This is a genomic window from Candidatus Manganitrophaceae bacterium (assembly GCA_012960925.1).
Lineage (GTDB): Bacteria > Nitrospirota > Nitrospiria > SBBL01 > JAADHI01 > DUAG01.
Map to the genome: position 1 here is coordinate 92,600 of DUAG01000019.1, position 13,740 is coordinate 106,339.

General features: G+C 50.5%; 14 protein-coding genes. 13 read left to right on the forward strand and 1 reads right to left on the reverse strand.

Annotation, left to right across the window (positions count from 1 at the left end; translation table 11 throughout):
• Window positions 1–75 precede the first annotated feature (75 nt).
• The 6 genes from EYQ01_03050 (at window position 76) to EYQ01_03075 (ending at window position 4,524) form a co-directional block, all read left to right on the forward strand.
• On the forward strand, window positions 76–828 hold the full coding sequence (locus EYQ01_03050; GenBank protein ID HIE64794.1) for a YebC/PmpR family DNA-binding transcriptional regulator: 753 nt from the start codon (window positions 76–78) through the stop codon (window positions 826–828).
• A gap of 14 nt (window positions 829–842) precedes the next feature.
• Entirely contained in the window at window positions 843–1,436 is a 594-nt protein-coding gene (gene ruvC / locus EYQ01_03055) for a crossover junction endodeoxyribonuclease RuvC (protein ID HIE64795.1), read from the forward strand.
• Window positions 1,433–2,059: a Holliday junction branch migration protein RuvA gene (gene ruvA, locus EYQ01_03060; protein ID HIE64796.1), complete on the forward strand. Its 627-nt coding sequence runs from the start codon at window positions 1,433–1,435 to the stop codon at window positions 2,057–2,059. The genes ruvC and ruvA overlap by 4 nt, the downstream gene beginning before the upstream one ends.
• Before the next feature lie 181 nt (window positions 2,060–2,240).
• Window positions 2,241–3,260, forward strand: coding sequence for a Holliday junction branch migration DNA helicase RuvB (gene ruvB, locus EYQ01_03065; protein ID HIE64797.1), 1,020 nt, complete (start codon window positions 2,241–2,243; stop codon window positions 3,258–3,260).
• A gap of 23 nt (window positions 3,261–3,283) precedes the next feature.
• A complete protein-coding gene (locus tag EYQ01_03070; GenBank protein ID HIE64798.1) occupies window positions 3,284–3,775 on the forward strand; it encodes a MogA/MoaB family molybdenum cofactor biosynthesis protein in 492 nt (163 codons plus the stop codon).
• A gap of 35 nt (window positions 3,776–3,810) precedes the next feature.
• The gene (locus EYQ01_03075; protein HIE64799.1) at window positions 3,811–4,524 is read left to right on the forward strand and encodes a Crp/Fnr family transcriptional regulator; all 714 of its coding nucleotides are present in this window, start codon (window positions 3,811–3,813) and stop codon (window positions 4,522–4,524) included.
• Window positions 4,525–4,646: 122 nt separating this feature from the next.
• Here EYQ01_03075 and EYQ01_03080 read toward each other — a convergent pair whose 3' ends face one another.
• The gene (locus EYQ01_03080) at window positions 4,647–4,925 is read right to left on the reverse strand and encodes an HU family DNA-binding protein (GenBank protein HIE64800.1); all 279 of its coding nucleotides are present in this window, start codon (window positions 4,923–4,925) and stop codon (window positions 4,647–4,649) included.
• Window positions 4,926–5,216: 291 nt separating this feature from the next.
• Here EYQ01_03080 and EYQ01_03085 point away from each other — a divergent pair, with 291 nt between their 5' ends.
• The 7 genes from EYQ01_03085 (at window position 5,217) to EYQ01_03115 (ending at window position 13,584) form a co-directional block, all read left to right on the forward strand.
• Complete coding sequence (locus EYQ01_03085) at window positions 5,217–6,356, forward strand: alanine--glyoxylate aminotransferase family protein (GenBank protein ID HIE64801.1); 1,140 nt, start codon at window positions 5,217–5,219, stop codon at window positions 6,354–6,356.
• Window positions 6,357–6,429: 73 nt separating this feature from the next.
• Window positions 6,430–8,010: a phosphoglycerate dehydrogenase gene (locus EYQ01_03090; GenBank protein ID HIE64802.1), complete on the forward strand. Its 1,581-nt coding sequence runs from the start codon at window positions 6,430–6,432 to the stop codon at window positions 8,008–8,010.
• Window positions 8,011–8,147: 137 nt separating this feature from the next.
• Window positions 8,148–9,470, forward strand: coding sequence for an ATP phosphoribosyltransferase regulatory subunit (gene hisZ, locus EYQ01_03095; GenBank protein HIE64803.1), 1,323 nt, complete (start codon window positions 8,148–8,150; stop codon window positions 9,468–9,470).
• 1 nt (window position 9,471) lies between these two features.
• Window positions 9,472–10,872: a replicative DNA helicase gene (gene dnaB, locus EYQ01_03100; protein ID HIE64804.1), complete on the forward strand. Its 1,401-nt coding sequence runs from the start codon at window positions 9,472–9,474 to the stop codon at window positions 10,870–10,872.
• Between the two features lie 107 nt (window positions 10,873–10,979).
• Entirely contained in the window at window positions 10,980–11,186 is a 207-nt protein-coding gene (locus EYQ01_03105; protein HIE64805.1) for a twin-arginine translocase TatA/TatE family subunit, read from the forward strand.
• A complete protein-coding gene (locus tag EYQ01_03110) occupies window positions 11,152–13,197 on the forward strand; it encodes a tetratricopeptide repeat protein (GenBank protein ID HIE64806.1) in 2,046 nt (681 codons plus the stop codon). Before EYQ01_03105 ends, EYQ01_03110 begins: the two co-directional genes overlap by 35 nt.
• Entirely contained in the window at window positions 13,198–13,584 is a 387-nt protein-coding gene (locus EYQ01_03115; protein ID HIE64807.1) for a prepilin-type N-terminal cleavage/methylation domain-containing protein, read from the forward strand. It abuts the gene before it with no gap.
• Window positions 13,585–13,740 lie beyond the last annotated feature (156 nt).

Below are 13,740 nucleotides of genomic sequence, written 5' to 3' on the forward strand. Positions count from 1 at the left end.
CCAAGCGGGATTATGTTAGAAAAAGAGGTCTTATTTTAGGAAGATTTCTTCATTAATCTGGTTGCGGAGATCGATATGTCCGGACATTCAAAGTGGGCGACGACAAAGCATCAAAAGGCAGTCACCGACGCGAAGCGGGGGAAGATCTTTACGAAGATCATTCGTGAGATCACCATCGCCGCGAAGATGGGCGGAGGAGATCCCCAGGGAAATCCGCGTCTTAGAACGGCGATCAGTAAGGCCAAAGAAGCCAATATGCCTTCCGATAACATGAAAAAGGCAATCCTGAAGGGGACGGGAGAACTGCCGGGCGTCCAGTATGAAGAGTTTGTCTATGAAGGGTATGGTCCGGGCGGTGTCGCGATTATGATGGATATTACAACCGACAATAAGAACCGGACGGCCTCCGAGATCCGGCATCTCCTTTCCAAGCATGGAGGGAATCTGGGGGAAAGCGGGAGCGTTGCCTGGATGTTTGAAAAAAAGGGCTGTCTTGTTCTTGAAAAGACCTCTGTCGATGAAGAGAAACTGATGTCGATTACCCTGGATGCCGGCGCGGAAGATCTTTGTTCGGATGACCCGGACCACTACGAGGTCATTACGCTTCCGGACGACTTTGAAAATGTGAAACAGGCCCTTTCCGATGCGAATCTTTCCACGACGTTTTCTGAAGTCACTTTTCTGCCAAAAAATTCCACGCGCCTTGAAGGAAAACAGGCGGAACGCATGCTGCACTTGATGGGGATGCTGGAAGACCAGGACGATGTCCAAAACGTCTATGCCAATTTTGATATTCCGGATGAGGTCATGGAAAAGGTGAGCGAGTAAGTAAATGCAGCATCATGGGTGAAGATGAGGGACAAAAAGAGAGGGTTTCTTCCCCCTCATTGCCGACGACCCATCACCGTATTCTGGGGATCGATCCAGGTATCGGCGTAACAGGTTATGCGGTGCTTGATGAGAGCAATGAGGGTCGATTCACCTTGATTCAATCGGGTGAGATCAAGACGGCTCCTCGTTCTCCTTTTCCTGCACGTCTGAAGTGCATTTTCGATGGACTCCTTCAGGTTATCTCGTCTTTCCTACCCACGGCGGTTGCCCTCGAAGATACTTTTTACGCAAAGAATTTTAAGTCGGCCCTTAAGTTGGGGCAGGCGAAAGGTGTTGCCCTTCTGGCAGCGGAGTCTCATGCCCTCCCCATCTTTGAATATGCCCCGACTGCGGTGAAGATGGCCGTTGTTGGTTATGGCCGGGCCACGAAGGAGCAGGTGCAACGGATGGTGAGCCACCTTCTTCAAACCCCGAAACAAATCAAATCAGAACACGAGGCCGACGCCGTGGCGATTGCGATTTGTCATGCCCATACGGCAAAGTTCCAGTCCAGAGTGGCGCAGTCTGAAAGGGCGGCCATCGGTAAAACATTGGGTCAGAGATGATCGCCTCGATCAATGGACACATTACGCAGAAGACGCCCACCGCTCTTATCATTGAAGTGCAGGGACTGGGTTATCAGGTCCATGTTCCCTTAACGACCTACTATCGTCTTCCAGAAGTGAAGGAGGTTGTCGCGCTTCAGATCTATACCTATGTACGGGAAGATGTGCTTCAGTTGTATGGTTTTCTTTCTCTTCTTGAAAAGGAGTTTTTTTTGCTCTTGATTTCGGTTTCAGGTATCGGCCCTAAATTGGGTTTGAATATCCTGTCCGGGATGGAAACGGGTGAGTTGATCGATGCGATCCGAAACGGGAATGTTCAAAGATTAAGGGCGATTCCGGGGGTGGGTCCAAAGATGGCTGGACGCCTTGCCCTTGAATTAAAAGAGAAGGTCAGCAGCCTGTATTCAGATCATTCCGGGATTGTTCTTGAGACGACAACCCCGGGGAATAAAGTGAGTGAAGATGCGCTTTCGGCCCTGATGAACCTCGGTTATCATCGGACCGAAGCCAGACGGGTGATTGAGAACATTGTCCAGAGGGAAGAAGCGCAGAACAATGGTGACATCGATTCAGTAGAAGGATTGATTAAGCTTGCCCTGAAGGGATTGGCAAAAATAAAATAGTTGTAACGATTCAGCACGCCCCTCCATTCCTCCATGGCGGCGTTGCTGCGGCACTTGAATCCTCGCGTATACACATACGCTTCGGTTCTGCGTTCCTCGTGCCTTGCCCTGAAGGAGTGGGTCTTGCGAAGCCAAACAGTGGTATGCTGATATCGTTACAATAAAAAACGGATTATTTTAAATGGATGACCGCATCGTGACAAGCCAATCCACTGATGAAGAGCAACGAGTCGACTCCAGTCTTAGGCCGACCTCTATGGAAGATTACGTCGGCCAGGAGAAGATCAAGGAAAACTTGAAGGTCTACATCCAGGCGGCAAAGAATCGGGGGGATGTCCTGGACCATGTGATCTTCTATGGACCTCCGGGACTGGGAAAGACAACCCTGGCCAATATCATTGCCAGGGAAATGGGGGTGAATATTAAATCGACCTCTGGCCCGGCGGTGGAACATCCCGGTGATCTGGCCGCGATCCTGAGTAATCTCTCTGAAGGGGATATCTTTTTCATTGATGAGATCCACCGTCTGCACCCGACGGTAGAAGAGATCCTCTATCCGGCCATGGAAGATTTTCAGCTCGATATTATTGTCGGCCAGGGTCCCACGGCGCGGACCCTGAAATTAAACCTTCCGAATTTTACCCTGATCGGCGCGACGACACGGGCGGGTCTCCTGACCTCTCCCTTACGGGACCGGTTTGGTGTGATCAGCCGGCTTGAGTTTTATCAGCCCGAGGAGCTTCGCCGGATCATTCTGCGTTCCGCGAGTATTTTGAATGTCTCGATTGATGAAGAGGCGGCACTCGAAATTGCAACTCGGACACGCGGGACGCCCCGGATTGCCAACCGGGTTTTACGGCGTGTGCGCGATTATGCAGAGGTGAAGGCAGATGGCCATATCGACCGAACGGTGGCTGCTCAGGCCCTCACCCAGATGGAGATTGATTCGGCAGGTTTTGACGGGATGGACCGAAAACTGCTCCTTCTCATCATCCAGAAATTCGGGGGAGGCCCGGTGGGTATCGAGACCCTGGCGACCGCCGTTGGCGAGGGAAAAGAGACCCTGGAGGATCTATATGAACCGTATCTTATTCAGAGCGGATTTCTCGACAGAACTCCCCGGGGACGTATGGCAACGGACGCGGCCTATGCGCATTTTAATCTTGAACGACCAGAGGTTCAACCCCGTCTCTGGAAATGAGTACACTGCAACAAGAGGTAACGATGTTTTCCGTTGGGATTCTTACTGTAAGTGATAAAGGGGCCATGGGAGAAAGAGAGGATGGCAGTGGTCGACTTCTTCATCAACTGATCGAGGTGCTACCAGGCAAGGTCCGTGTTTACGAGATCGTCCCGGATGAAGCGGAAGAGATTCGCCTTCAATTGATCTCTTTTTGTGACAAGTGGAAGGTCGATCTTGTCCTGACGACAGGCGGTACGGGTGTTTCTCCGCGGGATGTGACCCCGGAAGCGACGGCAGATGTCATCGAGCACCTGATCCCCGGCATGGGAGAAATCATGCGGATTGAGGGCTACCGAAAAAATCCAAAGTCAATTCTTTCCCGAGGTATTGCCGGGATTCGAAACAAGACCCTTATTGTAAACCTTCCCGGTAGCCCCCGTGCCGTCAGGGAAAATTTCGAGATTCTTCTCCCGGCGCTCCCTCATGCCATCGAAAAGATGAAGGGAGAAGGCGGGGAATGTGGTATGCCGTAAGGTGGTTTTGATCCGATTATATTTTGGGGTGTGTGATGGAAAGACAAGGAGCTTTTCCTGTTCCCGACTGCTGGAGGTGTGAGGCGAGGGCCTGTTCTCCCTTCTGCAGTAACTTGAATACGGACGAGATCGATCTCTTCATGAAGATCAAGAAGAGCCATTTATACGAGAGGCGCCAGTCTGTATTCTATGAAGGGAATACTTGTGAAGGGGTCTACCTTCTCTGCTCTGGAAGTGTCAAGCTGATGCAATCTTCCCGAAACGGGGACCAGCACATTCTGGAGATTATATTGCCTGGAGATTTAATAGAAAAGAGTGCGGTTTTTTGCAAAGGGCGGCATATGACTTCCGCAGAAGCGCTTGAGAGGTCTGAGGTCAGCCTGTTTCACCCGGAAGATTTTCTTGAATTGTTACAATCCAACACGCATCTTTCACTGACCCTGATCTCAGTCTTGACGAAGGAAGTTGAGCTCGGGCGAGAACGAACCCATCGACTCCTTTTCGAGAGTGCGAAAAAACGTCTGGCCTGTATCCTGATCGATTTGAGCCATCATCACGGGGTGAGGCAATCTGATGGCTTGGCCATCAATCTGGGCTTAAAACGACATGAACTGGCGGAGATGGTTGGCGTGACACAAGAAACAACCGTGCGCATTTTGACAAAAATGAAGAAAGAAAAGTTGATTCGCTTAAATGGGAAGAAAATAATTGTTCTGGACGAAGAAGGCTTGAAGCAGGTGAGTGACTAATCTTTTTTTCCCGCCAGAACTTCTGCACGAAACCGGCTTGACACTGGTATTGATGCCGGCCCCCCTGCTGGGGCCGGCATCAATAGATAAGTCTGGGACGACTCTGGAATTGAACCTTGAAGTTACAGGCCCTTTTTTAAGCCGGGAGAGGCCTTGAATTTAACCGACTTGGCTGCTTTGATTCTAATCGTTTCCCCTGTCTGAGGGTTTCTCCCTTTTCTTGCGGCACGCTTCCGAACGGTAAAAGTTCCAAAATCTGGAAAACTGAACCGACCGGTTTTCTTGATGGATTTACCGATTGTTTTGAAGGTATTCACCACAATGCCTTCCAGGGCTTTCTTACTGAGACCCTCTTTTGAATGCGCCTTTGCGAGTGCTTCAATGAGTTCACGTTTTGTCATGTTTTTTCTACCTCCTACTGATTATGAGAGAAGATCTGCTGCATGCCGCATTGCTCTTATCCCCTGACAGGGTTTGATCGGCGACGATTATGGGGACGAATCCTACCGTTTTATTTCATGAATGTCAAAAGAAAATAAGCTTCCCGAGTTCCGTAATCAGCAGGTCTCCGAAGCAAACGACTTTCTTGACAAGGTCAATAACCCTATGTTAATTTCAGCAATCTATTTTCAGGTGGTTATTTAGAGTCTTACCGTAAGGTCCAACCCGCATATTTAAGGAGTCGAAATAAGATGAAAAGATACCTGTTGGCCCCTGGTCCGACCAATGTTTCGTCAGAGGTCCTATTGGCGATGGCGCAGCCGATTCTTCACCATCGGTCTCCGGAATTTTCAAAGCTTCTGGAGCGGGTCAAGAATGATCTCAAGTGGTTGTTTCAGACAGAAAATGACGTCTTTATTCTGGCATCGACAGGAACCGGAGGGATGGAGGGAGCCGTTTCAAACTTTCTCTCTCCGGGGGACAAGGCCTTGGTCGTCAATGGCGGAAAGTTTGGTGAGCGTTGGCTGAAAATCTGCGCAGGCTATGGGGTCAAAACTGAAGAAATCAAGGTTGAATGGGGCTATGCGGTCAAGCCTGAACAGATTAGGGAGGCCCTTCAGCGGGACCCTTCTATCAAAGGGGTCTTTACGCAGGGATCGGAGACCTCAACCGGGGTTGCGCACCCCATCAAAGAGATTGCGGCAGTGGTGCGGGAATTTGATGAGTGTTTGATGGTGGTTGATGCGGTCTCCGCCATGGGTGTTTTTGATATACAAACCGATGCATGGGGACTGGACGTTGTGGTGACCGGTTCGCAAAAGGCCTTGGCACTTCCGCCGGGATTGGCCTTTGTTTCTGTGTCGGAAAAGGGGTGGTGTCAGGCAGAAAAATGTACCAACGCGAAGTTTTATTTCAATTTTAAAAAGGAGAGAGAGTCGATCGTGAAGAATACGACGGCTTTTACCGCGCCTGTTTCTCTTATTGTTGGTTTGGAACGTTCCCTCCAGATGTTTAAGGAAGAGGGCCTTGAAAATGTCTTTGCGCGCCATCAACTCCTGGCGCGGGCGACCGGCGAGGCCATGAAGGGAATCGGGATGTCTCTCTTTCCGAAGGAATCTCCAAGTACCGCCGTCACGGCCATTGTCGCCCCGGAAGGGTACGACGGCCAGCAGATCTACAAGGATCTTCGCGTGAAGTACGGCATCACGGCGGCAGGGGGGCAGGACCAGTTGAAGGGCAAGGTGTTTCGGATCGCCAATATTGGTTATTTGGATACATTTGATGCGATTATGGCCGTTGCGGCGATCGAGATGGTTCTGAAAGGAATGGGGCATCCGCTCAAGCTCGGGACTGGAGTCGGGATTGCTCAGGAGATTCTTCTTAAGAAATAATTAAATCGCCCTTCACTCCCTTTTTCCCATCAGGGTGGAGGAGGAAGACAAGAGGCAGGAACAGGAGAGTGTGATGAAGGTACTAGTCAGTGATTCCCTTTCGGGAAGCGGTATTGAAATTCTAAAAAATGCGGGTTTGACGGTTGACATCAAGACGGGAATGAGTCCGGCAGAACTGATCGAAGTCATTCCGGAATATGACGGTATCGTGATTCGGAGCGGGACAAAGGTCGTTAAAGAGGTGGTCGATGCGGCAAAAAACCTGAAGGTCATCGGCCGTGCCGGATCCGGACTGGACAACGTGGATATCCCGGCCGCTACCAAGCGGGGCATCGTTGTCATGAATACGCCCGGCGGTAATACCGTTACCACGGCTGAACATACCATGGCCATGATCATTTCCATGGCGCGTCGGGTTCCCCAGGCGGACGCCTCCATTAAGGCCGGGAAGTGGGAAAAGAAAAAGTTTATGGGGATCGAACTCTTTCATAAGACGATCGGAATCATTGGCTTAGGGGCGATTGGAAGCCATGTGGCGAAATTGGCCCAGGGAATGATGATGACGGTTCTGGCCTATGATGCTTATCTTTCTCCCGAAAATGCGCGGGAGATGGGCGTGGAGGTGGTTGATCTGGAAACACTCTATGCCCGGTCTGATATTATTACGATCCACACCCCCCTGACCCCTGAAACGAAACATTTGATCAATGCCGCGTCGATTGAAAAGATGAAAGACGGTGTTCGTATTGTGAACTGTGCCAGGGGAGGGATTGTGAATGAAGAAGACCTCTTTGAAGCGATGAAGAGGGGCAAAGTTGCGGCGGCGGCCTTTGATGTTTTTGAGAAGGAACCTGTTGATCCGGCGAATCCGTTGATCGGCCTGGAAAACTTTATCTGTACCCCTCATCTCGGAGCGGCGACGAAAGAAGCCCAGGAGAATGTTGCCGTCGCGGTTGCAGAGCAGGTTGCAGATTTATTGGTTCGTCAGGTGGTCCGCTTTGCGGTCAATCTCCCCTCGGTTCCCCCGGATCTCCTCCCGAAGGTGAGACCTTATATCGAATTGGCGGAGAAGCTTGGGTCGTTTATCGGACAGACGGTTGAAGGCGGAATTGAAGAAGTGACCATTGAATATCACGGCGAGGCGGCAGAGATTGAACCTGCCCCGATGACCGTTGCGGCCCTCAAGGGCCTCTTAAGCCCGATCCTGGAAGAGCCTGTGAATTCTGTCAATGCGCCGGGCATTGCCAAAGAGCGAGGCATTAAGGTGGATGAGGCAAAGAGCTCTCAGGCAGGGAATTTTTCGAGTCTGATCCGTATTCGGGTCAAGGCGGGGGATCAGGTCAAAACGGTTTCCGGCGCCATATTCAATAAGAGCGAACCGAGGATCGTCGAAATCGATCAGATGTCGCTGGAAGTGATCCCTGAAGGGGTGATGATCTACCTGCACAATGAAGATAAGCCGGGTGTGATCGGCGGGCTCGGAAATCTTCTGGCTGAGAGACAGATTAACATCTCCCGCATGCAATTGGGTCGAGAGCAAGTGGGCGGAAAGGCTATTTCAGTCGTGGGTATTGATGCGCCCCTCACACCCGAATCCTTAGAGGAAATTAAAGCAATTCCTCATGTCCTTTCTGTGAAACAGGTTGCCTTGTAAAAACCGGGAGCCAGCGGACCCGCGGGTGATTGACTGTTGGGGAGGCATGGATGAAGCCCCCCAACGGCGGCCATGCCCTGTGTTACTCACGGGGCCGCTTGCTGACCCCTGATCCTGCCTAATTTTGGTCCTTATTCATGAAACTTTCAGGAAAACCAAAGACTCTGATCCCGAAAGGGGTTGCGACCTTTCTGCCCGAGGGTGCCGCGAGGCGGCGGGCGATTGAGCGCGTGATCCTTGATCTTTTTTCTCAATGGGGTTATCAGGAGGTGATCACCCCGCTCTTTGAATATCTGGATGTCTTTTCCCTTGGCGTGGGAGAGAACATTCTCGATCGCGCCTATAAGTTCGTTGATCGTGCCACCGGCCGAATAATGGTCCTTCGTCCAGACGTAACACCCCAGATTGCCCGTATTGCGGCGACGCTCCTAGGGGATCAGCCAAGGCCCCTTCGTTTGTGCTACTCGGCTAATGTATTTCGACATGAAGAGGAGCATGCCGGGCGAGAGCGGGAGATCTTTCAAGTTGGCGGGGAACTGATTGGCATATCTGATGTTGAGGCTGACGCGGAAATAATTTCGCTTGCCATTGAGATCCTGAAAAAAGTGGGTTTGAAATCGTTCAAGGTTTCTTTGGGCCAGATGGCATATACCCGTGGTATTCTCCAGTCATTCAGGTCCTCTCCGGCCTTCTTCCAGGAAGTTCTCCACTCCGTTGGGAAGAAAGAAGTCTCCCAACTCGAAGCGTTGCTCAGGAAAGGGAAGGTAGGTCTTAAAAAGCGCTTACAAATTATTGCCTTGCTGGATCTTTTTGGCGGAGAAGAGGTTTTTAAAAAAGCATCTCTTTTAACCGACTATCCCCCTTGCCGCATCGCACTGAAAAGACTAAAGGCGGTCTATAAAATTTTAAAGTCCGCTGGTTATCAGGATGATCTTCTGATTGATCTGGGCGAGGTTCGGGGTTTTGGCTACTACACCGGGACGATCTTTGAGATCTTTTCCGATGGGGTGGGATCAGAATTGGGTGGCGGAGGGCGCTATGATCAACTCCTTGAAAAGTTTGGTGCTCCTACGCCTTCGACCGGATTTGCCCTGCATATAGAACGGATACAAAAGGCACTGGAATTTACTGCGGGCCGGGACAGGGATTATTCTTCAGCTGACTTCCTGCTCCTGCATTCGCCTGCGGGAGCCGAGGGGGCTTCGGCGCTTTCCCGTCAACTCAGGCAACATGGTTTTCGAGTCGTCTGTAAGACTCGCCTTAAAGAGGGGCAGGGCTGGACCGTAGAGAAGCTTGCCTCTTTTGTTTCAGATGCGCGGAGGCAGCAGATCAAGAAAATCCTTGTCCTGGAGAATGGGAGTGCTCGAGGGCGCATTCGTTCCGTCGATGTAAGATCCGGCGTCGAACAGAAAGTGAATCTCAAGGAGGTTATGGCGCAGGGTCCTCCAAGGCGGGTTTAAAATGTCCTCAACAGATGTATCCATCCAAAAACTACCTCCTCAAAATCTGGAAGCCGAGCAAGCGGTTCTGGCAGCGATTCTCCTCGACAATCAGGCCTTCAACAAGGTTGTGGAGATTCTCAGTCCTGAAGATTTTTACAAGGAGAGCCACCGGAAAATATTTTCGGCTTTGCAAGGCCTCGACAATGAAGGTGAGGCAATCGATCTCATCACCTTGTCAGACCACCTAAGAAAAAAAGATCAATTGGAAAAAGTGGGAGGGAGTCCTTACCTGACGGAGCTCCTGAACAGTATCCCGACTGCGGCAAATGTGCGTCTTCACGCAAATATCGTTCACGAAAAGGCCATCCTAAGACATCTCATCGGTATTGCAACCAATATTGTGACAGAAGGTTATGAAGATCAGGGAAAGGTTGGAGACCTCCTGGACCGGGCTGAGCGGTCTATTTTTTCTATTTCAGACAAGACGATGCGCTCTTCCTTCTCGCCAATGAAAGAGTTGGTCCCTATGGGCTTTGAAATTATTGAGCGACTTGCCGATCACAAACTGACAGGGCTGCCCACCTTTCATAAAGATCTGGACCAGTTGATGTCTGGGCTTCAGCCTTCTGACCTTATTATTGTTGCCGGCCGACCGTCGATGGGGAAAACGGCATTCGCTTTGGGAATTGCTCAGAATATTGCGGTACGGGGGGCCGGGACCGTCGGAATATTCAGTTTGGAGATGTCGAAGGAGCAGTTGGTTCTCCGGATGCTCTGTTCTGAGGCGAGAGTCGATGCGCACAAGCTCCGTTCCGGGTTTCTGGGGCGGCCTGGGAATGATAACTGGAAGAAGTTGATCAAGGCGGCGGGAAGATTAAACGATGCACCGATTTTTATTGATGATACCCCTGCGATGACGATCCTGGAGATGCGGGCAAAAGCCAGGCGCTTGAAGGCGGAACACAATCTCAGCCTCTTGATCGTAGATTACCTCCAACTGATGAGAGGTCGGGGAGATGCCGGAAGCCGGGAGCAGGAAATATCTGATATCTCACGCTCACTCAAAGGGTTGGCAAAAGAACTCCGTATCCCAGTCATTGCCCTCTCACAGCTTTCCCGGGCCGTTGAGTCAAGACCGGAAAAGAAAAAAAGACCTATTCTGGCTGATCTTCGCGAATCCGGAGCCATCGAACAGGATGCCGATGTCGTTCTTTTTATCTATCGGGAGGAGGTCTATGATCCATGTAAGTGCCCTCGGGAGGGAGAGTGTGTCTGTGGAAGAAAAGGAAAAGCGGAGATTATCATCGGAAAACAACGGAATGGACCGATTGATGATATTCCCATGACTTTTATTGATCGCTATACCCGTTTTGAGGACAGGGACCCTTCACGAGACGATTTCTCAACGATATCAATTTGACAGGATATTGAAAAGGCCTTATAATTCAACATTGAAGAGGGATATTTTTCAGAGGTGGCCCCTCGGCATCCACTTGTTTTTGACAGATACTTATAAAGAGGATACGCATGTTTGGAATTGGGATGCCGGAGTTGCTTATTCTCCTCCTGATCATCCTCGTCATTTTTGGGGCTGGCAAGTTGCCTGAAATCGGGAGCGGCCTTGGAAAAGCCATCCGAGGTTTTAAAAAGGGCGTGTCGGAGCCTGATGAAATAGACATCACCCCCGACAAAAAAAAAGATGAAAACAAGGGAGAGGAAGAGAATGACTCATAACAATAGGGTTACGATCTTGATCCCGATGACGTATTCGAAGAGAAGAGAAGGTCTCTCAACGAGAGGCCTTTGTGTTTCAGTGGCACGACGCAAACCGATTGTGAACTTTTTAAAGAAGTCTTCCTTTTGTTTTATCCTCTGCTCCCTTCTGATCTCCTGTGTAACGGCCCCGCCGACACGATCTGTCGTGGCGCGTGATCCGGCTCACCTTTCCGTCGATTCAAAAAAAGAAGTAAAGGCTCTCCGCCCGAAGGTGAAAAGGGCGTTCCGATCCAGTGCGCCGACCCCATCTTCTTATTTTCACACCTTGCTTGGGCTCAGGCATGAGCAGGATCGGTTTGCCCGTGCAGGTGGGGGAAATCTCCGCCTTGCCCTGCAGGAATACCTTACAGCCCTTCAGGAGGACCCGAACGCCTTCTTTCTGCTTAAGCGGGTTGCCATTTTGTTGAATCGGATGGGAAAGCATGAAAAGGCCATCCATTTTGCAAAACGCGCGGTAAAACTCCATCCCGGCGATCTTGAAATACTGGACTTGTTAGGGGACATCTACCTGACATCTGATGAGACCGACAAGGCCCTGAAGACATTCATGGAAGTGATCCGAATTGCTCCCGAGCGAAGCGACGCATACTATCGTATGGGCCTGATATATGCGAATCGAAAGGAGTTTAACCTTGCGGAAAAGTGGGTCATGCAGGGAATTGAGACCGGGGCCGCCTCTTCTCTCGGTTACTATTACCTTGGGAAAATTTCCATGAGCCGGGGCCATCTGGAAAAGGGCTTGGAATATCTGGAAAAGGCCGTTGAACTTGATCGATTTCTGGAGCCGGCGCACGTTGAGATCGCAATGATTCATGAACAGGAAAAGCGGCCCAGGGAGGCGATCAGGATTTATCGCCACATTCTTGAAGAAATCAATCCTAGAAACAGACAAGCCATGCATCGACTGGTGGCCTTGCTGATAGAAGGAGGATCGGTCGCCGAATCTCTGGATTTTCTGAACGAGCTCGCCAGGCGCGATCCTGGGAATGTCGATATTTCCCTTGAATTGGTTCGTGTGTGGGTCGAGAAGAAAGAGTACACACGCGCGATCGGGATATTGCTGTCCGTTGTAAAGGCGGTTCCTGGGGAGACTTCCCTTCGGGTCTACCTGGCCTCGCTCTATGAGCAGAACAAGCAGTTTGAAGAGGCTTTGTCGGTTTACCAGGAGGTCCTTGTGGCGAAGCCAGATGCCTATGCGGTCCGGATCCGCCTGGGAGCCCTTTATTATTACCGCTTGAACGATATCGAGGCGGCCTTGTTTCAGGGCGAGACGGCGAAGGAGATTGACCCCGGGCGGGGCGAATCCTATACTTTTCGCGGGCTGGTTCTTTTTGATGCCAAAAGGTATGAAGAAGCAGCGAAGATCTTCAATGAAGGAATTGAAGTGAGTCCGATGTCGCCGGAACTTCATTTCCATCTCGGCGCGGTTTATGACAAACTGAACCGATTTGAAGACCTGGTTCTGGAGATGGAAAGGGCCATTGCCCTCGATGCTGACCACGCAAATGCCTTGAATTATCTTGGATATACCTATGCCGAAAGAGGAATCCGGCTTAATGAGGCGATTGATTTGGTCAACCGGGCACTTACCGTCAGGCCGGATGATGGTTATTTTGTCGACAGCCTGGGGTGGGCCTATTTCAAGAAAGGTATGACAAAGGATGCCTTGGCCGTGCTTCAGAGGGCGGTATTGCTGGTTCCAGATGATCCGGTGATCCACGAACACCTGGGAGAGGTTTACCTCGGAGAGAACAGAGTTGATCTTGCCCGGGAGGCCTGGGCGAAATCCTTGTCGCTCAACCCCGATAATATGGAACTGATCTCCCGATTTAAGAAGGCAGGATTTGGTGACCCCATCCTTGAGGAGCGTGTTCAAAGGGCCAGGATTCCAAGAGAGGCCGCCCCAAAAGAAGCACAAGTCCCGGGAGAGACTCCCAATAAGGTGATCCCCAAGGGTGTGATCCATTAGATGAGAAACTCAAGGGGTTTCACCTTAATTGAGCTCATGATCGTTGTCGCCATTGTGGGTATTCTTGCGGCAGTTGCCATCCCAAACTATATGGATTACACGGCAAAAGCGCAACAAACCGAGGCAAGGTTGCAGCTCGGCACGATTTTTACCCATATGGTTTCATACGCGGGTCAGAATGATACAGGGTACACAAATGCGGATTTGGATGCAATCGGGTTCTCAGTTTCCGGTGTGCTCCGGTACTCATATACATTGGAGGGTTTGGCGTTCAGCACATTTACTGCCAGGGCAGTAGGGGTATCGGGCCAGATTATCAATGACGCATGGACCATTGATCAGAACAGGAATCTGGTTGATGTATTCTCCGGTGATTATAATAACTAAACACTCCTTCTTTTTGACCCAGTCTGGATTCCATTGACAAAAAATGTCATAAGAAAGCATGTAAATTGCCACTTTTAATAGCATTTATTTGTTGACCGATAAGAAGATAAAGTACAACTACTTAAAAACAAAGTGTTTTATATTTTAAAGCCTTTG